This window comes from Paeniglutamicibacter gangotriensis Lz1y (genome assembly GCF_000348945.1).
Lineage (GTDB): Bacteria > Actinomycetota > Actinomycetes > Actinomycetales > Micrococcaceae > Paeniglutamicibacter > Paeniglutamicibacter gangotriensis.
Map to the genome: position 1 here is coordinate 131,166 of NZ_AOCK01000012.1, position 20,925 is coordinate 152,090.

Consider the following 20,925-nt stretch of genomic DNA (forward strand, 5'->3'; position numbering starts at 1 on the left):
CAAGCCTTGAACAGTGTGCCCATTCTCTCACCAACACCCCACGGTGCCGCAAGTGCGCGCGGTGCTGGTTGGATGGATGACATGGGAATCGATGTGGCAATACTGGGGTACGGAGCAATCGGACGATCGGTGCACCTGCTGTTGGCGCAGCATCCTCAGCGCGTGCGGGTGCTCGGAGTGCTGGATCGTGCCGCGCTGGCCAAGGAGGGCCCGAAGCCACCGCGGCGCAGTGCCGGACCCCCCGAGGCGCGGGTTCCGGTGCTGGATCTGCCGACCGCCATCAAACGAGCCGACCTGGTCATCGAATGCGCCTCTCCCTCCGCGGTGCGCGCCCATGGCCCGGAGATCATCGCTGCCGATACCGACCTGCTGGTGGCCTCGCTGGGGGCGCTGGTCGACGCACGGCTCGGCGCCCAATTGCATGCAGGTCCCGGCCGCTGCCACCTGTCCACCGGGGCCATCGGGGGACTTGACCTGATCCGGGCAGCGGCGGGCACCCTCGAGGCCATCGAGCTGGAAACCGTGAAATTGCCCGCCGCCTTGCTACATCCCGGGCTCTCTGGCGCACAACGTGAAGACATCGAACGTGCCCAAGCCACCGGCAGTCCCGTGCTCGTCTTTAGCGGATCGGTCTCAGACGCAGTGGCAGGCTTCCCCTCCAACATCAACGTCGCCGCCGCCCTGGGACTGGCTGCAGGGGACCTGTCCGTGGTGCGGGTCTCGATCACCGCCGATCCGACAGCGACCCTGACGTCCCACACCATCACGGTGCGCGGCGAAACCGGTAACCACCGATTCAAGCTCCGAAACTTCCCCGATCCGGCCAATCCCGCCAGCAGTGCCTTGACCGCCCGCGCCATCGCCTCCGGGGTGCTGCGTCTGGCAGGGGTCGGCCCGCACTTCATTTAGCAACCCACGCCCGGCACCGTCAATACCATGTGGTGTTTTGGATAAGCTGGGTCTCACGGCACAAGTAGTCCAAGCCCAAGGGGAAAACTGCAGCATGAACGCATCGTCGAATCCGCCGCCGGCGCCGACCCGGACCCGGGCTCCTCGGCTCTGGCCGCTCTCGCTGGCCACCACAGGAATCGTGCTGGCACTGCACCTGGGCACCACGCTGCTGTGGCGCGGGCGGCTGCCCGATCCGGTGGCCACCCACTGGGGCGGTTCCGGAGTGGCCGACGGCACCGGGAGTTTGACCACCCACGTGTTGCTAGGTGCCTTCACGATCGTGCTGATCGGCATCCTCATCCCGGTGTCAGCCGGCACCGTCTCGGGCGCCGGGAACCGCAGCGGTGTCCCGCTGCTGGCCGGATTCGGCAACGGGCTCGTGGTGGGGCTGGGCGCGATGTTCATCTCCGGACTCGTCGGACAGCTGGACGCAGAACAGGCGCTGGGGACCCGCATGGAGGGCTGGGTGCTGATCGGAGGACTCATCATGGCCCTGTGCTGGGGACTGGCCTCGGCCTACCTGGTGCGCGCAGCCCTTCCCGCCCGAAGCCTGAACCCGGAGACCGCCGCGCCATACGCTGGCGCCGGAGCCACCGGGGTTGCACCCGGCACCGTGATTTCATCCACCGTGCGCGGACCGGCCTGGCTGCTGGCGCTGATCGGTGTTCTGACACTGGCCATGCCGGTGCTTGCCTTCACCGCCGGGCGCGATAATCCCGCAGTTTTCTGGTCGATGGTGCCGGGCCTGGTGATCCTGGTCGTAGCCGGGGTTACCTGCCTGGCCGGCAGAGTGGTGGCCGACGAGCAGGGTATCCGCGTTTACGGAGGCGGGTTCTTCAAGATGCTGCACGTGCGCCCCGAGGACATCGCCGTTGCCGAGGGTCGGGAGATCACCCCGGCCGAGTTCGGCGGGTGGGGGTTGCGCGTCAGCGGTGTCGGCGTCGCCTTCATCATCGGCACGGGTCCCGGGGTCATCGTGAACCGCACCCGCGGAGGAGCAAGGATCTACTCGGTCGCCACCACCGAGGATGCCGCGGTGATCGCCGGGTTGCTCAACTCACTGGCCATCAACCAGGGGGCCGGTTCATCAACTTAGCGACCCGTGCCGGGCCCCGCTAGGCTGGATCCTGCATCCCTCCGCCACCACCTTGCAAGGACACACCACATGCGCGTTCACATTGCCACAGACCACGCTGGCCTCGAGCTCAGCGCCCACCTGATCGAGCACCTCACGGCCCAAGGCTTCGAGATGGTCGATCACGGGCCCACCGCCTATGACGCCGAGGACGACTACCCGTCCTTCTGCATCAACGCCGCCCTGGCCGTGGTCGCCGACCGTGCCCAGGGCCAAGACTCGCTGGGCATTGTGCTGGGCGGTTCGGGCAACGGCGAGCAGATCGCCGCCAACAAGGTCGTCGGCATCCGTGCCGCCCTGGCCTGGAACCTGGACACCGCGCGGCTGGCCCGCGAGCACAACGACGCCAACGTCGTGGCTGTGGGCGGACGCCAGCATTCGCTGGAAGAAGCCACCTCCATCATCGAGGCGTTCCTGGCCGAGCCCTTCTCCAACGTCGAGCGCCACATTCGCCGGATCGGCAAGATCGCTACCTACGAAACCACCGGCGAGGTAGTGGCTTAAGCGCCCCTCCAGCACCTCGCCGCCGCAAGCAAATAGGAACAACATATGCCCGAAGGTCACTCCGTACACCGGCTAGCCCGCCAATTTGACGACGTCTTTGGCGGGCAAGTCCTGGCGGTCTCTTCGCCACAGGGACGCTTCGCGGCGGCGGCCACGCTGATCGATGGGCAGCAATTGCTCACTTCCCGCGCCCACGGCAAGCAGCTCTACCTGGGATTTGCGAACGACTTGGTGCTGCGCGTGCACCTGGGACTCTACGGGGCGTGGAGCTTCGGAGGAGACGAACACTTCACCGGGGCCTCCTCCATCGGCGCCCCGCGCAAGGTCGGAGAAACCGAACAAGGCCCAGCGGAAGGCTCAGGCCCCTATGACGGGCCACCCGAACCCGTCGGTCAGGTCCGCGCCCGGCTGGTCTCCGCCCATGGTTGGGCGGATCTGCGTGGGCCCAGCGCCTGCGAGGTGCTCACGCCCGAAGAGGCGTACGCCGTGCGTGCCAAGCTCGGCCCCGACCCGCTCACCATCGCAGCGGGGGAGTTCGAGTTATCCAAGGGCCGCGGTACCGCTGAGGAACACCTAGCGGCAGCTCGCGCCGCACGCAGGGACTTCGTCTCCCGACTGGACGGCAGGAGGACCCCCATCGGCACCGCGCTGATGGACCAGGGGATTCTGGCCGGGGTGGGGAACATCTATCGCGCAGAAACGCTCTTCCGCACCCGGCTGGATCCTTATCTCCCTTCCGGGCAGATCTCCGCGCGGAAGGCCGGGATGCTCTGGGACGACATCGTGGAGATCATGACCGACGGTGTCCGGGATGGAAAAATCATCACCACCAGCCCCGCACATCGCGATGCCGGTCCGCTCTGGCCGGACAATGCCTACTACACCTACCAACGCCAGGGTCGTGGATGCCGGTTGTGCAGCTCGAAGATCTTGTTGGCCGAAGTTGCTGGACGCAAGCTTTACTGGTGTCCGGGCTGCCAGCGGCCTCCGACCCCACACGGGGTACCCAAGCCTTAGCGGTGGTCGCTCGACAGATCCCGGTGAACGTTTTCGGCCGCGTGGAGCGGTCCGGGCACGGCCGGAGCGCCGGAGGTGGGACTTCCGCGATGACAAGGATCGAGACATGTCACAGGGCCGATTTGCGCGGTACATAAAATGGGTGCTAAGGTTTTACCCGTTGCCCACCTAGAGGTGAAGCAAATGCGGGGATGTAGCTTAATGGTAAAGCCTCAGTTTTCCAAACTGATGACGCGGGTTCGATTCCCGTCATCCCCTCCAAATAAATAGAAAAGCTCCAGCTCTCACGAGTGCTGGAGCTTTTCTGTTTCTTCCGGCAGTCTTCCGGCATCCGCGGCTCATTCTCTCGGCGCTGGCGTGCTCGGCATCCTCGAAGGTGCATCAATGCTCTGTGGTGGCTCTTGATGGGTCGGTAAGCCCTAGGTTGTGATGCCCAGTTCGTTCTGGACCGTCCATCCCCGGTGCCGACTACCAAACTTGCCAGGTGATTTCGCGGCCGCATCGGCGCCGCGGCCACTCAAGAGCGCAAGCAGGTGCCTTCCTTCTTGATGTTTCGCGACATGCGGGCTCAACAGGGCCCGGCGCTGGTCACGGTCGCATCCAGTCACCCTCCTGAGGCGATGGTGAGCCTGGTCGGAGCCGGGGAGGACATGGACCCGAGCGTCCGCTCCACCCAAAACCGTTGTGATCCCTCAGGGAGCCACCGTGCACATCGCCTTTGCCTCAGACTTTGCCGCGCAACCCGGCCCCTCCCGTGAGCCGCGTCTCATTGGTTCGAAGTTTGTGCGCATGGCGTGCCTTCGCAGGCGGTGTCAGCGGCCCGGTGCCCGCGGGAACATGCGGAATATCCAGATTTTTTGATGTACGGGAACACGAATTTTGTTTTCCCACGAATGCTTGTATGGTTATTCCGCGCCGTCGACGAATTCCAAACTTCTGGTTGACGGGCCGATTAGTAGAAAATTGTTTATTCCGCATAGACTGTTTCTGCACTAATCGGGGTGTAGCTCAGCTTGGCTAGAGCGCGCGCTTTGGGAGCGTGAGGTCGCAGGTTCGAATCCTGTCACCCCGACTCTGTATTCAACCCCGTAACGGATTCCGTTACGGGGTTGAAGTCCAGTCAGACCAAACAACACACCAGGAGTACACCGCTGTGAAGAGCGCCGTCGAAACCCTCACCCCCACCCGGGTCAAGCTCACTGTTGAAGTTCCTTATGATGAGCTGAAGCCGCGTATTGCTGAGGCCTACAAGACCATCGCCAAGCAGATCCAGGTTCCCGGCTTCCGCGCCGGCAAGGTCCCGTCCCGCATGATTGATCAGCGCGTCGGCCGTGGCTACGTCCTGGAGACTGCCATCAACGAAGGCATGAACACTTACTACCAGCAGGCCGTCACCGAGAACGAGATCGTTCCGCTGTCGCGTCCCGAGGTCGAAATCACCGAGCAGCCTTCCGCTGAGGTTGAGGGCGAAGGCCAGCTGGCCTTCCAGGTTGAGATCGACATCCGCCCGAGCATCGAACTGCCGGAATACAAGGGTCTGGAGGTCACCGTCGATGCCAGCGAGGCCGACGAAGCTGACGTTGCGAAGGCACTGGATGACCTGCGCGGCCGCTTCGGCACGCTCAAGTCCATCGAGCGCCCGGCCGCTGACGCCGACTTCATCACCTTGGACATGACCGCATCGGTCGACGGCGAAGAGGTCGACTCGGCCACCGGCCTGTCCTACCAGGTTGGCTCCGGCACCATGCTCGAGGGCATGGACGAGGCAGTCACCGGCCTGTCCGCAGGCGAAGACGCCACCTTTGAGACCAAGCTGGCCGGCGGCGAGCACGCAGGTGCCGACGCGCAGGTCAAGGTCACCGTCACCGCCGTCAAGGAGCGCGAGCTCCCCGAGGCCAACGACGACTTCGCTCAGCTGGCATCCGAGTTCGACACCATGGATGAGCTGCGCGAATCCCTCGTGAAGGACGCAGCCGAGTCAAAGGTTGTCGAGCAGGGCGTTGCCGCCCGCGATCTGGTCCTGGACAAGCTCATGGAGCTCGTCGAGGTTCCGGTTCCCGAATCGGTCATCACCGAGCAGGTTGAGCAGCACTTCGAGCAGGGCGCCCACAACGAGGGCGAAGAGCACGACACCGAAGAGCACCGTGCCGAGGTCAGCGAGAACACCGCCAAGGCCTTCAAGAACGAGATCGTGCTTGACGCCGTGGCCGAGGCAGAGAAGATTGGCGTTGCCCAGTCCGAACTGATCGACTACATCGTCCAGACCGCCGGCCAGTACGGCATGGACCCGAACCAGTTCGCGCAGATGCTCGACGGTGCCGGCCAGGTCCCGATGCTGGTGGGCGAAGTTCGTCGCCGCAAGGCCCTTGCTAAGGTCCTTGAGCTGGCAGTCGTCACCGACACCAACGGCAACGTCGTTGACCTGTCCTCCTTCGTCCGCCCGGAAGGTGAAGAAGAGGGCGAGTCGGCATCGTCGGCCTCCTCCGCTTCGTCGGCCTCCTCGGCGTCGTCGGCATCGGCAGCATCCGCCAAGTAATGCGGCGCCGCTGAACGCGGCAAAAACCTCCAAGCGCGGAGTTGCCCCTCACCGGGTGGCTCCGCGCTTTCGGTTTAAGTCGCGGTTTTAAGCCAAAAGCGATGCGTCCGCACCCGACCATGCGCCGACAGCGAAAACTTGCCCCTGCACTGCCAAAGTCGCTGACCAAGGCAGTAATGTTCAAGGAAGTAAAGAGCCAGCGCCCCGACGGACAGAACATCGGGGCACGGCATCACGGAGAGGTATCAGAACATGTCCAGTGACTCCCGCACTCCCACGATGGCTTCGGTAGATCCGGCCGCACGTGAGGACTACATCTACAATCGGCTCCTCAAGGAGCGCATCATTTGGTTGGGCACCGAGGTGAGCGATGCGAACGCAAACGCCATCTGCTCCCAGCTGCTGCTGCTCTCCGCCGAAGACCCGGACAAAGACATCTGGCTGTACATCAACTCCCCAGGTGGTTCGATCACCGCCGGCATGGCCATCTACGACACCATGAACTACATCCCCAACGATGTTGTCACCGTCGCTACCGGCTTGGCCGCCTCGATGGGGCAGTTCCTGCTCTCTTCCGGCACCCCGGGCAAGCGCTACGCCACCCCGAACGCGCGCATCCTGATGCACCAGCCGTCCGGCGGCATCGGCGGTACCGCTTCGGACATTCGTATCCAGGCGGAACTGATCCTGCATATGAAGAAGGTCATGAGCGAGCTGACGGCGACCCAGACCGGTCAGAGCCTCGAGACCATCCTCAAGGACAACGAGCGCGACAAGTGGTTCACTGCCACCGAAGCCCTCGAGTACGGTTTCTTTGACCACATCGCCCAGTCCTCCGGCATCGTCTCCGGTGGCGGCGGGGTCGCGAAGTAACGCGACGGCACCCGGCAGACCTAATTGATTTCCCCAGGAGAAACGATGAATAACACACCGCATGCCACCTCCGGCGAAATGCCGTCGGCGCGCTACATCCTTCCGCAGTTCGAGGAGCGCACCCCTTACGGGTTCAAGCGCCAGGACCCGTACGCGAAGCTTTTCGAAGACCGCATCATCTTCCTGGGCACCCAGGTCGATGACGCTTCGGCCGACGATGTCATGGCCCAGCTGTTGGTTCTCGAGTCGATGGACCCGGAACGCGACATCACCTTGTACATCAACTCGCCCGGTGGCTCGTTCACCGCGATGACCGCCATTTACGACACGATGCAGTTCATCCGTCCCGAGGTTCAGACCGTGTGTCTGGGCCAGGCAGCCAGCGCCGCAGCGGTGCTGCTGGCCGGCGGCACCCCGGGCAAGCGCCTGGCGCTTCCCAACGCACGCGTGCTGATCCACCAGCCGGCGATGGGTGGCGGGGAACGCGGCACCGCCTCGGACCTGCAGATCCAGGCCGAGGAGGTCATGCGCATGCGCGCATGGTTGGAGAACACGCTGGCCGGGCACAGCAACAAAACCCCGGAAGAAGTCGGCAACGACATCGAACGCGATCTGTACATGACGGCCGCCGAGGCCAAGGAATACGGCCTGATCGACGAGGTCCTGTCCCCGCGCAAGATCAAGCCGCAGGCCATCATCACCCGCTAAACGGTGCGGGCCTTGTGGAACGGGTGGCACGTGGCCGCGCGAAACATGCGCACCACGTGCCGCCCGTTCGCCCATTCCGTCGGCGCTCTGTCATAGAGTTAAGACAGTTCAGCATTTCCGGTCCCTCGGGCCGGTCCTACCGGTACCAGAAAAGGGGACCAACACGATGGCACGCATGGGTGAAGGGTCTGATCTACTCAAGTGTTCCTTCTGCGGCAAGAGCCAGAAGCAGGTTCGCAAGCTGATTGCAGGCCACGGGGTCTACATCTGCACCGAATGCATTGAGCTCTGCAACGAGATTATCGAAGAAGAGCTGGCCGAGGTCGAGGAAGGCACCGACTTCGAGCTGCCCAAGCCGAAAGAGATCTTCGATTCTCTGCAGGAGTACGTCATCGGCCAGGAGGGCGCCAAACGCTCACTCTCCGTGGCGGTGTACAACCACTACAAGCGCATCCAAGGCGGTGCCGCGGCCAAGGCCGTCTCGCCGCTGAGCGATGCCTCCTCTCTCGATGAGGTTGAGGTCTCCAAGTCCAATATTCTGTTGATCGGGCCCACCGGCTGCGGTAAGACCTACCTGGCCCAGACCTTGGCCCGCCGGCTGAACGTCCCCTTTGCCGTCGCCGACGCCACCTCGCTGACCGAGGCCGGTTATGTGGGCGAAGACGTCGAGAACATCTTGCTCAAGCTGATCCAGGCGGCGGACTACGACGTCAAGAAGGCCGAGCAGGGCATCATCTATATTGACGAGATCGACAAGATCTCACGCAAGTCCGAGAACCCCTCGATCACCCGGGACGTCTCGGGCGAGGGCGTGCAGCAGGCACTGCTGAAGATTCTCGAAGGTACCGTCGCGGCCGTTCCGCCGCAGGGTGGACGCAAGCACCCGCACCAGGAATTCATCCAGTTGGACACCACCAACGTGCTGTTCATCGTTGCCGGGGCCTTCGCCGGACTCGAGGAGATCATCTCCTCCCGCGCCGGACGCAAAGGTATCGGCTTCGGTGCCCCGCTCTCGGCGCTGAAGTCCGAGGAAGCATCCTACTCGGATGTGCGTCCCGAGGACCTGCTCAAATTCGGGTTGATCCCCGAATTCATCGGGCGCTTGCCGGTGATCAGTACCGTGGAAAAGCTTGACCGCCCGGCCCTGATCAAAATCCTTTCGGAACCGAAGAACGCCTTGGTCAAGCAGTACCAGAAGATGTTCCGGATGGACGGGGTCGAGCTGACCTTCGAAGACAGCGCCCTGGAGGCCATCGCCGATCTGGCCCTGGACCGGGGCACCGGTGCTCGTGGCCTGCGCGCCATCCTCGAGGAGACGCTCAGCGCCATCATGTTCGAGTTGCCCAGCCGTGACGATGTCGCAGAGGTCCGCATCACCAGCGATGTGGTCCTCAATGGGGCCGAACCGGTCCTGATCTCCGAGCAGGTCGCCGACAAGCGCGGGAAGAAGTCGGCGTAGCAATTCCCCGTGCAGCCAATCTTGCAGTGCACTTCCGCACTGTCGTCGGGCCCCATGGGTCCATGGAATTTGATTGAAGGAGCAGTGCGTTGTCCGATAAAACACACGTTGATTTTTGGTTCGATCCGACCTGCCCGTTTGCCTGGGCCACTTCACGCTGGATCCTCGAGGTCGAGAAGGTCCGCGACATCGAAGTGTCCTGGCACGTCATGTCGCTCTCGGTGCTCAACGACGGCCGTGAAGGGCTGAGCGATTCCTATCGCGAAAACGTGGCCAAGGGCTGGGGCCCGGTCCGCGTGCTGATCGCCGCCGCACAGAAACACGGCGATGCGGTGTTGGGTGATCTCTACACCGCCATGGGCGAGCTACTGCACTATGAAGAAGTCAAGGACTACACCGAGGTCATCACCCGCGCCTTGGCTACCGCCGGCCTCGAGCCCGAGCTTGCCGAAGCCGCCGAGTCGACCAGGTACGACGAGGCGCTGAAAGCCAGCCACAACAACGGGATCGCCCGAGTGGGCCAGGACGTCGGCACTCCGGTCCTGGCGCTTAACGGCACTGCTTTCTTCGGACCGGTCATCACCCGGGTTCCCGTCGGAGAGGAAGCCGGGAAGCTCTTTGATGCCTCGGTCACCTTGGCCTCGTTCCCGTACTTCTTCGAGATCAAACGCTCCCGCACCGAGGACCCGCAGTTTAATCTCGAGTCGAACCCGTCCAATTCCGCTGTCAATGGCTGAATAGGCCAATAAACGCGGGCAGGGGCCTAGGCGAACCACAAGGTTTGCCCGGGTCCCTTGCCCGTTAATGGGCACGCGCGTATAAAAGAGATATGCACCACTGCCGGAGTGGTGCTGAACAAGAACCAAATTCGTGGTGACGAGCTATTGGAATCTCTTCTAGTTCGGCTGCAGCAGCGAAGCAGCAAGACCCACGCAACAAGGGTTTTGTTCGGTTCTCCAAGTCAACGCTGTACGAGGATCACCACCGAGTCGAAGCCCCTCCGACATTGGTTTGTCAGCCGAAGGGGCTTCCCCTCTGTCCGCCATCAGGTGGCGTGACTCAACGTAGGGGAAGTGTTGCTTCGACGGCAAGACGACGAGGGCGCTGTGCCCATCCCTCTAGGGGAGAGGCGCAGCGCCCTCGTTGCTGGGGCCCCCGCGGTGCGGTAACCCTGCGTAGCTAGGCTTGGACTGTGTCCTCGGCCGGGGCCAGAACCACATCCGAGACGGTCAAATCACCGTCGGCAGCAACTAGCGTCACGTCGTGCGCGTTGCCCGCGGCCAATAGGTCGCCCAGGCCGGCCCGCAACAGCTCAAGAGTTGCCTCCGGTGCGGAAATGACACCGGAGAGCACCTCGGTGCGTTGCTTGACCTTCGCTTCGGACTTGGCCTTGCGGATGCCCGAAAGGGCCTCGCCGACAACCGGGAGTACTGCGGTATTTGCTCCGACGATGGCCTCGGCCAGGTGGGCCGATCCCGGCCATGGCGCCGTGTGTACCGAATCGGCGCGCCACCAGCCCCAGACCTCTTCGGTAGCGAAGGGCAGGAACGGGGCAAAGAGACGCAACACCGCATCCAGTGTGGTGGCCAGGGTGGTCAGGACGCTGGCCTGCTCGGCCTCGCCGCGGGCACCATAGGCACGGTCCTTGATCAGTTCGACATAGTCGTCGGTGAACGACCAGAAGAACGACTCGGTGATGTTCAGTGCACGGGCATAGTCGTAAGCATCGAAGGCGCGCGTGGCGTCATCAATGACCTGCGACAGGCGAGCCAGCACCGACTTGTCCAGCCCGTTGGTGACCACCGAGGCGTCATTGACGATGACGTTGTCCTGCGTGGCACCCAGATTGAGCACGAACTTGGAGGCGTTGAGGATCTTGATCGCCAGGCGGCGGCCGATCTTCATCTGGTTGATCTCATACGCGGTATCCGCGCCCAGCTTGGCGCTGGCGGCCCAGTAGCGCACCGCGTCGGAGCCGTAATCGGCCAGTACGTCGGTGGGGACCACCACGTTGCCCTTGGACTTGGACATCTTCTTGCGGTCCGGGTCCAAGATCCAACCGGAGATCGCCGCGTGCTTCCACGGGGCAACATCATGCAGCGCGTCGGAACGAACCGCGGTGGAGAAGAGCCAGGTGCGGATGATGTCATGACCCTGCGGACGCAGGTCGAACGGGAAGACCTTGTTGAAGAAGTCTTCGTCGCGGCTCCAGCGGCCCACGATCTGCGGGGTCATCGAGCTGGTCGCCCAGGTGTCGAGCACATCGGCGTCGCCGACAAACCCGCCGGCGGTGTTGCGGGCCGATTCCTCGTAGCCCGGTGCGGTGTCCGCGGCCGGATCAACCGGAAGCATCTGGTCCGTGGGCAGGATCGGGTGCTCGTAGTCGGGCTCGCCCGAAGCATCGAGCGGGTACCAGACCGGAACCGGCACTCCGAAGAAGCGCTGACGGGAAACCAGCCAGTCGCCGTTGAGCCCGGAGATCCAGTTCTCGTAGCGCGAGCGCATGAACGCGGGATGGAATTCGATTTGCTCGCCGCGCTTGATCAGGCGTGCTCGGCGTTCCTCGTCGCGACCGCCGTTGCGGATGTACCACTGGCGTGAGGAAACGATCTCCAGGGGCTTGTCGCCCTTTTCGAAGAAGTTCACCGGGTGGGAAATCTTCTTCGGCTCACCATCCAGCAGATTGGCGGCGTTGAGCAGGGCAATGACGCCCTCCTTGGCGGAGAAGACAGTCTTTCCGGCGATCGACTCGTAGGCTTCGATCCCGGCCGGTGTGGTGATCCATTCCGGGGTGTCGGCGATGACGCGACCGTCGCGGCCGATGATGGCGCGGGTGGGCAGTTGCAGCTCGCGCCACCAGGTTACGTCGGTCAGGTCTCCGAAGGTACACACCATCGCGATTCCCGAGCCCTTGTCGGCCTTGGCCAGCGAGTGCGGGTAGACGGTGACCGGCACATCGAAGAGCGGGGAAGTGACGGTCTTGCCGAAGAGCGGCTTGTAGCGCTCGTCATCTGGGTTCGCGACCAAACCTGCACACGCGGCCAGAAGCTCGGGGCGGGTGGTCTCGATGAAGATCTGGATGCCATCTTCGGCGGTGAACGGGTAGCGGTAGTAGGCGCCGGGCACCTCCCGGTCCTCGAGCTCGGCCTGGGCCACCGCGGTGCGGAAGGTGACGTCCCACAGGGTGGGGGCTTCGGCCATGTACGCGTCGCCGGCGTTCAAGTTGGCCAGGAAGCCGCGCTGCGAGACGGCGCGCGAGACGTCGTCGATGGTGCGGTAGGTCAAGTCCCAGTCGACCGACAATCCCAGGGTGCTAAAGAGTTGCTCGAAGACCAACTCGTCCTCGACGGCGAGCACTTCGCACAACTCGATGAAGTTCTTGCGGCTCACCACGTCCCAGTCGCGCTGGTTCTTCGCCGGGGTCGCCGGAGGCTTGTAGCCCTCGACGTAGGAGTAGGTCGGGTCGCAACGCACACCATAGAAGTTCTGTACGCGGCGCTCGGTGGGCAGGCCGTTGTCGTCCCAGCCCATCGGGTAGAACACGTTCTTGCCGGTCATCCGCTGGTAGCGGGCCAGCACGTCGGTCTGTGTGTAGGAGAACATGTGCCCCACATGCAGCGACCCGGAAGCCGTCGGCGGGGGAGTGTCGATCGAGTAGACCTGCTCGCGCGTGGTCTCGGGGTTGAACTTGTAGGTGCCTTGTTCGCGCCAACGCGCGCCAAGGCGTTCCTCCAGGCCCTCCAAAACGGGCTTGTCCGGAACTGAAACTGTGACGGGCGTGTCTGTGCCCAAGGTATCTTCTGCCATGGCGTCCATTCTTCCATGTCCCGGACGGGTTCGGGCATTGGTGCGGGTGTGATGGCCGCGGCACCGCATGGGGGGTGCCGCGGGCCTCAACGGGGTTCTGCTGACGGAAGCGGGCTTATGGGGCCAACCAGAGTGTTGTCTCGCCCGGGATCTGCTGAGGGGGACGGGCGACGGGGCCGCTGGCCAGCACGATGCGTGAAGCTTCAGCACTAACGGGCAAGGGTGCCGGCTCGGTACCGAAGTTTGTGAGCACTTCCCAGCCGTTGGGGCGCCGGTAGTGCAACAGCGGATCCCCGGAGGCAGAGAGCCACTCCAATGATTCGGCGGCCTGCAACTTCCTGCGCCAGGCCAAGGCATCGCGGTAGAGCTCCAAGGTGGAACCGGGTACCCCGTCCTGTTCCGTGACGGCGTGTGCAGCGAACCAGGCAGGCTGGGGCAGCCAGGGGGTGCCGCCGAAACCGTGGTTTTCTTGGCCCGCATCCCACGGCAGCGGCACCCGGCAGCCGTCGCGGCCCTTGATCCGGTTTCCGGTGCGGAACCAGGTGGGGTCCTCGAGTGCATCGAGGGGTAGGTCTGCGACCTCGAAGAGTCCTAGTTCCTCACCCTGGTACAGGTAGGCGGACCCGGGCAGTCCCAGCATGAACAGCGTTGCCGCCCGGGCCCGCCGTAACCCGCGGGCCGGATCCGGCTGTGGGTGGGTGCCGCCGTTGAGCAGCCACGCGTCCAGCGCCTGGGCATCGGTGCCGTCGGGCAGTGCATAGCGTGAGGGGTGGCGAATGACATCGTGGTTGGAAAACACCCAGGTGGAAGACGCGCCGGAGGCCGCTGCCTCCGCCAGGCAGCTGGCCACGATGCCGCGGAACTCGCCGGCATCGAAAGGAGCCTGCAATAAATCGAAGTTGAAGGCCTGCCCCAGGCCAGTGGGTTGGGCGTATTTCAGGCGGCGGTGGGTGAAGGGGACCCAGGCCTCGGCCACCGCGGCGCGTGGTGGGTCGTACTCGTTGAGCACCTGCCGCCAACCGGCGAAGATCTCGTGAACCTCGTCGCGGTCAAAGAGCGGGTCGGTCCCGTCGTCAAGCAGGATCTGAAGCGAGGGTTTGGAACGAAGCGGGAGGGACATGTCCTTGGCCAGGGCGTGGGCGACATCGACGCGGAATCCGTCCACGCCGCGATCGGCCCAGAAGCGCAGCGTCGTGTGGAAGTCCTCGCGTACTTCGGGGTTCTCCCAGTTCAAATCCGGCTGTTCGGAGGCAAAAAGGTGCAGGTACCACTGGCCCGGATCCCCGGCGTTGGCCCCGGTGCTTTCGGTGACGCGGGTCCACGCGGGGCCGCCGAAGTGTGAAGGCCAATCCGAGGGCGGCAACTCCCCCTGTTCACCGAGCCCCTCGTGAAAGTGGTACCTGGCGCGTTCAGGGGAACCGGGGGCGGAGGCCAGCGCTTCGCTGAACCACCGGTGCCGGTTGGAGCTGTGGTTGGGCACCACATCGACGATGACCTTCAGTCCTGCCTCGTGGGCGGCGGCGACCATGGTATCGAAGTCCGCCAGCGTGCCCAGCCGGGCATCGACGTTGCGGTAGTCATCGACGTCGTACCCGCCATCGGCCAGCGCCGAGGGATAGAACGGGGAGAGCCAGATGGCGTCGATGCCCAGCTCCTTGAGGTAGCCGATGCGCGAGGTGACCCCGGGCAGATCCCCGAGTCCGTCATGGTTGGCGTCGGCGAAGCTGCGCGGGTAAATCTGGTACACGGCGGCCTGACGCCACCAATCGGCATTATTGCGGGTCTCGGGCTCGGCTGCCGGGCGCGTCGGGGAAAGCTGGCGGTCCATGGGTCGGGGGGATCCTCTCAGAGTATTGAGTGCTGCGGTGCTTCAAGTATGCGTCGAGGTGATGCTGATCACCGGCATATCCGCAGCTTCCCAGCGGCTCGGAACGCAAGCGCTCGACACCTCGCCACGGGGGCGTTCCACTGGATGAAGTACCAAAACAGGCCTAAAATATGCTTATGGGAACCTTTCGCTTGTTGCGCGCCTACGAACCTGCCGATGGCGGCTATCGGATCTTGGTGGATCGTCTCTGGCCGCGCGGACTGAGCAAGGAGCGTGCAGCGATCGACGACTGGGCCAAGGATGCGGCTCCCTCGACCCCATTGCGGGTGGCCTTCAGCCACAAGGCCGAGAGGTTCACCGAATTCACCGACCACTACCGTCAGGAGCTGGAGATCGGATCCGCGGCCGACGGCGCCGAGCGGCTGTTGGGACTGGCCGACGAGCATGAGGACGTGGTGCTTGTCTATGCGGCTCGGGACACGGTACACAACCACGCGGTGGTGCTCATCGATTTCCTCATCAAGGCGCAGCAGGCGGCCTAGCACCCGGTGGCGGGAACCCCGAGGGCTGAACGGGGAAGTAACCCAGGGAAGAAACGCGGAATGAATCGACATCCCAGTTGGGCACGGTTGGGGCCGCTGGATAGGATTTAGTCATGTCACCAACGAATTCACGCACCCAGCACGCAGCAGTAGTCACCGGAGCCTCGAGTGGAATCGGGCAGGCAACCGCCCGGGCCCTGTCCCAAGCCGGGTGGAAGGTCTTCGCCGTGGCCCGGCGCGCGGACCGGCTCCAGGAGCTTGCCGATGAAACCGGAGCCATTCCGATCACAGCGGATGTGACCGACGATGCGCAGGTAGCGGCGTTGCTTGCGACGGTGGAAGCAGCCGGTGGCATCGACACCCTGATCAACGTTGCCGGCGGAGCCCGCGGCACCTCGTACCTCGCCGAGGCCAAGAACGAGGACTGGGACTTCATGCTTCAGGCCAATGTCATGGGCACCATGAAAACCACCCGCGCTTTTTTGCCGATGCTGCGCGCCCATGGTGAGGGGACGGTGCTCAACCTGACATCGACCGCAGGACTGGTCAGCTACGAAGGCGGCGCCGGATACAACGCCGCCAAGGCCGCACAGCGGGCGCTGACCCAGGCCCTGCGGCTTGAGGAAGTCACCAACAACCTGCGGGTCATTGAGGTGCTGCCCGGGCTGGTGCACACCGAGGAATTTGCCCTGCGCCGCACCGGCGGGAACGCCGAGGCGGCAGAAGCCGTCTACAGCGGCGTGGAAAAACCGCTGACCGCCTCCGACATCGCCGATATCATCTCCTATGCGGTGAACCTGCCGCACCACATCAACCTTGACGAAATCGTGGTTCGGCCGGTGGCGCAGGCCGCGGCACACAAACTGGTACGCACCCAGGACTAGTGGCCTAACCATGAGGAGTGAGCCGCCCGCCATCAGTGGCATACCTCTGACCGGGGTTGTCTGCGGGCTGCTGCTGGCGTCGTTGGCTTTGACCCCATCTTTGGTCCCTCGCCCCACCGTATTCCAAGGATTCCTGTCCGGATTGTGGTTCATGATCGGCTATGGTCTGGGCACGCCGGTGCACCGCGTGGGTTCCTGGCTGCTCGGCAGGATCCGGACTCGACGGTGGTTCCCCGCATCGCGTCCGCTGCACTCCGCCAGTCGCACCGGCCTACTGGTGCTGGCGACGATGTTGCTGGTGCTGTACGTCGTCATTTATTCGGGGTTGGTGGTTTCCTGGCAGAACGAGGTTCGTGCGCTGGTGGAGATGGGCCCGGTCGACGGTGCTGGCCATCTGCGTTTCTTAATCGCCATGGTCGTCACCATGTCGCTGTGCTACTGGATTTTCCGCGGTATCGGTGCCCTGCGTGTGATGGCAGCCCGGTGGGCTCGGCGCAGGGGTTCCGGACCTGGACGGGCCCGCGCCATGGGACTGCTCGCCGGTCTGCTTGCCAGTTTTGTGCTGGTGGCGGGGCTTGTCGGCGCGGGCCTGGGTGCCGTGGGATCAATCTATGCCGCACGCGATGCACAAACGCTGGAGGGCAGCCGCCGTCCGGAGCTCCCCCTCCGTTCTGGTTCGCCGGACTCCATACTGGCCTGGGACAGGTTGGGGCGCCAGGGTCGTGCCTTCGTCGGTGGCGGCCCAAGCGCGGCAGCCATTGCCCGGGTCGGTGCCAGCGACGCCACGGAACCGATCCGCGTGTATGCGGGGTTGGGTCAGGGCGTCGATCTGGCGGAGCGTGCCGAATTGGTGGTCGGCGAGCTCGAGCGCACCGGAGCATTCGAACGAGAGGTGCTGTTGGTTGCCACGCCCACCGGCTCCGGCTGGCTCGAACCGCAGGCCATCGCCGCACTTGAATACCTTTACGCAGGTGACACAGCGACGGCTTCGATGCAATACTCGTTCCAGCCCAGCTGGGTCTCGTTCCTCTTCGCGCCCGAACTGTCCACGCAGTCCAGCAGCGCGCTCTTCGATGCCGTCCATGCCCGCTGGAAGCAGCTTCCTGCCAGCGATCGGCCGAAGCTTGCCGTCTACGGGCTGAGTCTTGGCGCCCAAGGCATGCAGGGGCACTTCGCCGATCTTGGGGACTTGCTCGATCGCACCGATGCTGCGCTGTTCACCGGGCCACCATCAAACTCCCAGCCGTGGCGCACCCTGCAGGCGGCACGAGACCCCGACACACCGATCTGGCAACCGACCTACCGGGGTGGTGCCTCGGTTCGATGGCAATCCAAGCCTGGGGACTTCGCGAACCTCGCGGGAACGTGGAACCAGCCGCGCGTCGGCTACCTCCAGCACGCCACCGACCCGATCACCTGGCTTGATGCCTCGGTGATCTACCAGCGTCCCGAATGGCTGGCGGGGCCCGCGGTAGAGGGTGGCCGTGGGTCGGATGTGAGCGATGCGATGCGCTGGATTCCCGGGGTGACGTTCCTGCACCTGGTCACCGACATGCTTGTCAGCGAGGCCGTCCCGCCGAGCCACGGGCACAACTTCGGGGACGTAGCGCTCGACGGCTGGGCGCAGGTGTTGCCCGGACACGGACGTAGCGACGCCCAGCTTGCCTCCATCCAGGCGGTCCTTGAAACGATCGACACCCACGACCCCATCTGGGAGTAGTCCTCCCGGCACGGAGCCGACCTGTCGGCAACGCGTGGGTGTGCCCAGGTATGTTTCAAGGACTAGGACGGCACTTCCGGCATCCGGTCAGCAGCCGTACATCAACCAAGGGGAATCATCGTGAGCATGTATGTCAGTGGAAACCAGCAGCCGGGCCAAGCGCTCACGCCGTTGGGCAGCATCCCTCCGGGCGTCCCGATCTTCGTCTTCCGTGGTGGGGCTGCGAACTGGTTCGGCACCCAACTACTCGGGGTACTCATCACGGTTTTGACGTTGGGGTTCTGCTACCCGTTTGCCGTGGTGTTGGTGGAACGCTGGCGCGCCAACAACACGTTCCTGCTCGGGCGTCCGCTGCAATTCACCGGTACGGGATGGGGCATCTTCGGTTTGTGGATCAAATGGTTCCTGCTGTGCATCATCACCCTAGGCATCTACAGCTTCTGGGTGTACCCGCGCCTGACGGCCTGGAAGGTCGAGCACACGGTGCTTGCCTAACGACCTGACGGGGCCAAAAAGCCGGGAGAGTCAGCTCTCGGTGTCGGGTTTCTGAAGCTTTGCGGTCTGCTCTGCCTGGTCCGCCGGCTGCCCGGTAGCTGCTGGGGCGCGGCCGTCGGCATCGATGTCCAAGGTGATCGGTACCTGTGCGATGCGGCCAGCCTGCTGCTAGGTGACCGGTGCGGCCACGGCGTTGGGCTGGTACATGCCACCATCGAGTCTCGCGGCGTTCATAGACGGGCTCTTCTTGCGCTGGTGGAAGCGGACGACCGCCCAAAAGAGCAGCCATGCGGGGAACGCGACGCTGAGCACCATCCCGATCCACCGTGAAATCTCCATGCCCCAAGGATAGGTCAGCACGCTGGATACTCATCGGGGGCCGGACACATGCCTGCGGGCGGCGCGGCCAAAGCCGCGAGGGCTAAGCGGCCTCGGCGGGAATGGAGTTGGGATGGAAGATCCAATTGCGTCGCGGCAGCTGGAGCGGATCCCTGGATCTGGGCAGGATCACGTGCGGGTGCCCGTTGACCATCACGATCCGAAATTTTCCGCTGTGATACCCCTGATGGCACATCGGACAGAGCAAGCAGCCACGTGAGACATTGGTCAGACCTCCGCCGTTCCACTCGTCGAGATGGTGCGCCTCGCATCGGCCGATCCTCATGGTGCACCCGGGGTTGATACATCCCTTGTCGCGAACCGCGATGGCCCGGCGCTGGGCCCGATTGAAGTATCTTCGACTGCGCCCAAGTTCCAGCGGGACCCCGGTGCCGCCCAGGACAATCGGGATGATTCCCGCATTGCAGGCCAACCGTCGGCAACTGGCCGCCGAAATATCCTCGCCGCGGTCGCTGATTCCGGAGGCCCCGAGCTGTCCGAGGAAGGTCTCCAGATCGATGGTGACATTCAGGGTGACGTTCGGTGCCAGCGGTAGCTGCTCATCGAGCCCGTACCCCTCATCGGCTCCTGGCTCGGCGGGGCTGGTGGTGATCCGCACCGAATCGAGGATGAGCTGGTGCAAACGGCGGGCCCGCTGACGGCTCAAGGCCTGCTCGATCCCCTCTCCGGGGCGAAGTTCGACGGAAGGATCAAGTTCCACGGGCTGCCCCAGGTCGGTGAACCCGGCGACGGGGCGCTGCTCGAGGGGCGTGCCGGGGTCCACTGCCCACTCGGGAATCGGGGCCGGTTCAGGTGCGGCGTCCGGGCCGGAGGAATCGGGGGTGGTTCCTGCCTGGGTCCGGGGGCTGTTGAGGATGTCGGCGGCCGTGGCGAGCAATTCGTGGCCCTCCGCGGTGGTGATGACCTTGTACTCGTAGCCCTTGCGGGTGTGGCCCAGAAAGTAGGCCCCGACGAACAGGTCTTGCGTTTCCTGCCGGTTTGCCGAGGCCTCTTCATCGAGCCGCCGGGCCTGGTCCTTGAGCAATTTGGTGGTGCCCTGGGCATTTCGGGTGCGGGCTGCCTCGGCCAGTTCTGTCTCCAACTCGCGGGCTTTGCTCAGAGCCTCGGGTGAGCCGGTGCCCTCCGGGGAGAGGTTCTCGAACTTGGTGGCCAGCGTGGCCAGGGCCTTGGGATCCGCGGCGCCGTCGCTGAGCACCTGGCCCAGCAGCGGGAACTTTGGTGCGATGGTTCGCCCGTTGAACCCGGTGTGTGGCAACAGGTTTTCGGCGCTCTGCGCCCGGTGTTGTGCCTGGAAGTGCGTGAGGTTTAACGCGTCGGCCAAAAAATCTGTGGTGTCGCGGTACAGCGGTTTGCAGCCGGGCTTCGTGGTGGCATCGGCCGGCAGCGCGGCCCCGTCGGCGAAGGCAACGGGATCCCGAAGTAGCTCGTTGAGTTCCGCCAACGGCTCCTCGGTGATGGTGTGCAGCTGCGCGTCGGCGCCGTGGGAAGCCGCGAGCAGCTGGCCGTAGCCGGCCTGCCGGTACAGCGACTCGGTGAGCTGCAGCAGTGCCGCGGCCCGAACCGGGGAGGTGGTGACCTCGGCCGCTGCCCGATCCAGGACCTCGCGCAGCAGCGGAATCAGGACCGCGAGCACACGCAGCGCATCGACCCCGGTCCCGGCCTTGGGGGGCTGGGACGAGGGTGTGGATGCTGGGCGGGGCAGGAGCGCCGTGAGCGTCTGGAGCCCGGCTGCAACGAGTGCCGGCAGGGTGGTCATGGAACAAGCATGCATCGCCGGGGCGCGCCATGGGGCGGCGGCGACGAATCTGTGGATAAGTATTTTGTGAGGTGGGCCCTAGCGGATACCTGCGGATTCTCCGGTGCGCCGGTGGTGGCGCTAGACTGGTACCCATACGACGTCGACCCGGCAATCACCGGCGAGTCCTTGGAGGAACGGTCACTTCGCCCACGCGCGAGAGAAACCAAGTAGAACCAAGCGGGTAAGCCCGTCACAGCAGTTAACGAGCGGCCCAATCCGGCCGGAGGGAATCTTCCGGTGCAGAAACGGCAAGCGGGGTGGTACCGCGA

Annotated in this window: 18 protein-coding genes and 2 tRNA genes; 16 read left to right on the forward strand and 4 right to left on the reverse strand. The window is 64.3% G+C overall.

Annotated features, from left to right (window positions below; genetic code table 11):
- Positions 1-81: 81 nt before the first annotated feature.
- The 11 genes from ADIAG_RS17630 to ADIAG_RS17680 all read left to right on the forward strand — a co-directional run bounded on the left by ADIAG_RS17630 (position 82) and on the right by ADIAG_RS17680 (position 9,920).
- On the forward strand, positions 82-909 hold the full coding sequence (locus ADIAG_RS17630; RefSeq protein WP_007272790.1) for an aspartate dehydrogenase domain-containing protein: 828 nt from the start codon (positions 82-84) through the stop codon (positions 907-909).
- 94 nt (positions 910-1,003) lie between these two features.
- The gene (locus ADIAG_RS17635; protein WP_007272791.1) at positions 1,004-2,047 is read left to right on the forward strand and encodes a DUF1648 domain-containing protein; all 1,044 of its coding nucleotides are present in this window, start codon (positions 1,004-1,006) and stop codon (positions 2,045-2,047) included.
- A 69-nt stretch (positions 2,048-2,116) separates the two neighbouring features.
- Complete coding sequence (locus ADIAG_RS17640; RefSeq protein WP_007272792.1) at positions 2,117-2,590, forward strand: ribose-5-phosphate isomerase; 474 nt, start codon at positions 2,117-2,119, stop codon at positions 2,588-2,590.
- Positions 2,591-2,635: 45 nt separating this feature from the next.
- Positions 2,636-3,607, forward strand: a complete 972-nt coding sequence (locus tag ADIAG_RS17645) for an Fpg/Nei family DNA glycosylase (protein WP_007272793.1) — start codon at positions 2,636-2,638, stop codon at positions 3,605-3,607.
- 187 nt (positions 3,608-3,794) lie between these two features.
- A tRNA-Gly gene (locus ADIAG_RS17650) sits at positions 3,795-3,868 on the forward strand.
- Positions 3,869-4,604: 736 nt separating this feature from the next.
- Positions 4,605-4,679, forward strand: a tRNA-Pro gene (locus ADIAG_RS17655).
- 81 nt (positions 4,680-4,760) lie between these two features.
- Complete coding sequence (tig, locus tag ADIAG_RS17660; RefSeq protein WP_007272794.1) at positions 4,761-6,143, forward strand: trigger factor; 1,383 nt, start codon at positions 4,761-4,763, stop codon at positions 6,141-6,143.
- A gap of 279 nt (positions 6,144-6,422) precedes the next feature.
- The gene (locus ADIAG_RS17665; protein ID WP_043475848.1) at positions 6,423-7,016 is read left to right on the forward strand and encodes an ATP-dependent Clp protease proteolytic subunit; all 594 of its coding nucleotides are present in this window, start codon (positions 6,423-6,425) and stop codon (positions 7,014-7,016) included.
- A gap of 45 nt (positions 7,017-7,061) precedes the next feature.
- The gene (locus ADIAG_RS17670) at positions 7,062-7,724 is read left to right on the forward strand and encodes an ATP-dependent Clp protease proteolytic subunit (RefSeq protein WP_007272796.1); all 663 of its coding nucleotides are present in this window, start codon (positions 7,062-7,064) and stop codon (positions 7,722-7,724) included.
- 166 nt (positions 7,725-7,890) lie between these two features.
- Positions 7,891-9,183 (forward strand): ATP-dependent Clp protease ATP-binding subunit ClpX, encoded by a 1,293-nt coding sequence (clpX, locus tag ADIAG_RS17675; protein ID WP_007272797.1) that lies wholly within the window; start codon positions 7,891-7,893, stop codon positions 9,181-9,183.
- A gap of 89 nt (positions 9,184-9,272) precedes the next feature.
- Positions 9,273-9,920 (forward strand): mycothiol-dependent nitroreductase Rv2466c family protein, encoded by a 648-nt coding sequence (locus ADIAG_RS17680; RefSeq protein ID WP_007272798.1) that lies wholly within the window; start codon positions 9,273-9,275, stop codon positions 9,918-9,920.
- Between the two features lie 442 nt (positions 9,921-10,362).
- Here ADIAG_RS17680 and valS read toward each other — a convergent pair whose 3' ends face one another.
- Both valS and ADIAG_RS17690 read right to left on the reverse strand, forming a co-directional pair.
- Positions 10,363-12,990, reverse strand: coding sequence for a valine--tRNA ligase (valS, locus tag ADIAG_RS17685; RefSeq protein WP_043475850.1), 2,628 nt, complete (start codon positions 12,988-12,990; stop codon positions 10,363-10,365).
- 115 nt (positions 12,991-13,105) lie between these two features.
- The gene (locus ADIAG_RS17690) at positions 13,106-14,818 is read right to left on the reverse strand and encodes a glycoside hydrolase family 13 protein (protein WP_007272800.1); all 1,713 of its coding nucleotides are present in this window, start codon (positions 14,816-14,818) and stop codon (positions 13,106-13,108) included.
- Positions 14,819-14,994: 176 nt separating this feature from the next.
- Here ADIAG_RS17690 and ADIAG_RS17695 point away from each other — a divergent pair, with 176 nt between their 5' ends.
- The 4 genes from ADIAG_RS17695 (at position 14,995) to ADIAG_RS17710 (ending at position 18,459) form a co-directional block, all read left to right on the forward strand.
- On the forward strand, positions 14,995-15,360 hold the full coding sequence (locus tag ADIAG_RS17695; protein WP_149620582.1) for a DUF488 domain-containing protein: 366 nt from the start codon (positions 14,995-14,997) through the stop codon (positions 15,358-15,360).
- Between the two features lie 113 nt (positions 15,361-15,473).
- Positions 15,474-16,244: an SDR family oxidoreductase gene (locus ADIAG_RS17700; RefSeq protein WP_007272802.1), complete on the forward strand. Its 771-nt coding sequence runs from the start codon at positions 15,474-15,476 to the stop codon at positions 16,242-16,244.
- Between the two features lie 10 nt (positions 16,245-16,254).
- The gene (locus tag ADIAG_RS17705; protein ID WP_007272803.1) at positions 16,255-17,964 is read left to right on the forward strand and encodes an alpha/beta hydrolase; all 1,710 of its coding nucleotides are present in this window, start codon (positions 16,255-16,257) and stop codon (positions 17,962-17,964) included.
- A gap of 126 nt (positions 17,965-18,090) precedes the next feature.
- A complete protein-coding gene (locus ADIAG_RS17710; protein WP_007272804.1) occupies positions 18,091-18,459 on the forward strand; it encodes a DUF898 family protein in 369 nt (122 codons plus the stop codon).
- A 168-nt stretch (positions 18,460-18,627) separates the two neighbouring features.
- On the opposite strand, the gene ADIAG_RS17715 is transcribed toward ADIAG_RS17710, so the two are convergent.
- Both ADIAG_RS17715 and ADIAG_RS20520 read right to left on the reverse strand, forming a co-directional pair.
- Positions 18,628-18,819: a hypothetical protein gene (locus ADIAG_RS17715; RefSeq protein ID WP_007272805.1), complete on the reverse strand. Its 192-nt coding sequence runs from the start codon at positions 18,817-18,819 to the stop codon at positions 18,628-18,630.
- Positions 18,820-18,880: 61 nt separating this feature from the next.
- A complete protein-coding gene (locus ADIAG_RS20520; protein WP_007272806.1) occupies positions 18,881-20,614 on the reverse strand; it encodes a DUF222 domain-containing protein in 1,734 nt (577 codons plus the stop codon).
- A gap of 9 nt (positions 20,615-20,623) precedes the next feature.
- Between ADIAG_RS20520 and ADIAG_RS17725 the strand changes: the two genes are divergently transcribed.
- Complete coding sequence (locus tag ADIAG_RS17725) at positions 20,624-20,827, forward strand: hypothetical protein (RefSeq protein WP_007272807.1); 204 nt, start codon at positions 20,624-20,626, stop codon at positions 20,825-20,827.
- The last annotated feature ends 98 nt before the right edge of the window (positions 20,828-20,925 follow it).

Excerpts from the sequence above, each read along its gene's own strand:
- ADIAG_RS17695 (WP_149620582.1), top strand. The coding sequence starts at position 14,995 with ATGGGAACCTTTCGCTTGTTGCGCGCCTACGAACCTGCCGATGGCGGC.
- ADIAG_RS17645 (WP_007272793.1), top strand. The coding sequence starts at position 2,636 with ATGCCCGAAGGTCACTCCGTACACCGGCTAGCCCGCCAATTTGACGAC.
- ADIAG_RS17690 (WP_007272800.1), bottom strand. The coding sequence starts at position 14,818 with ATGGACCGCCAGCTTTCCCCGACGCGCCCGGCAGCCGAGCCCGAGACC.
- ADIAG_RS17665 (WP_043475848.1), top strand. The coding sequence starts at position 6,423 with ATGGCTTCGGTAGATCCGGCCGCACGTGAGGACTACATCTACAATCGG.
- ADIAG_RS17705 (WP_007272803.1), top strand. The coding sequence starts at position 16,255 with ATGAGGAGTGAGCCGCCCGCCATCAGTGGCATACCTCTGACCGGGGTT.
- ADIAG_RS17725 (WP_007272807.1), top strand. The coding sequence starts at position 20,624 with ATGCATCGCCGGGGCGCGCCATGGGGCGGCGGCGACGAATCTGTGGAT.
- ADIAG_RS17640 (WP_007272792.1), top strand. The coding sequence starts at position 2,117 with ATGCGCGTTCACATTGCCACAGACCACGCTGGCCTCGAGCTCAGCGCC.
- ADIAG_RS17670 (WP_007272796.1), top strand. The coding sequence starts at position 7,062 with ATGAATAACACACCGCATGCCACCTCCGGCGAAATGCCGTCGGCGCGC.
- ADIAG_RS17630 (WP_007272790.1), top strand. The coding sequence starts at position 82 with ATGGGAATCGATGTGGCAATACTGGGGTACGGAGCAATCGGACGATCG.
- ADIAG_RS17635 (WP_007272791.1), top strand. The coding sequence starts at position 1,004 with ATGAACGCATCGTCGAATCCGCCGCCGGCGCCGACCCGGACCCGGGCT.
- ADIAG_RS20520 (WP_007272806.1), bottom strand. The coding sequence starts at position 20,614 with ATGACCACCCTGCCGGCACTCGTTGCAGCCGGGCTCCAGACGCTCACG.
- ADIAG_RS17700 (WP_007272802.1), top strand. The coding sequence starts at position 15,474 with ATGTCACCAACGAATTCACGCACCCAGCACGCAGCAGTAGTCACCGGA.
- clpX (WP_007272797.1), top strand. The coding sequence starts at position 7,891 with ATGGCACGCATGGGTGAAGGGTCTGATCTACTCAAGTGTTCCTTCTGC.
- valS (WP_043475850.1), bottom strand. The coding sequence starts at position 12,990 with ATGGCAGAAGATACCTTGGGCACAGACACGCCCGTCACAGTTTCAGTT.
- ADIAG_RS17710 (WP_007272804.1), top strand. The coding sequence starts at position 18,091 with ATGTATGTCAGTGGAAACCAGCAGCCGGGCCAAGCGCTCACGCCGTTG.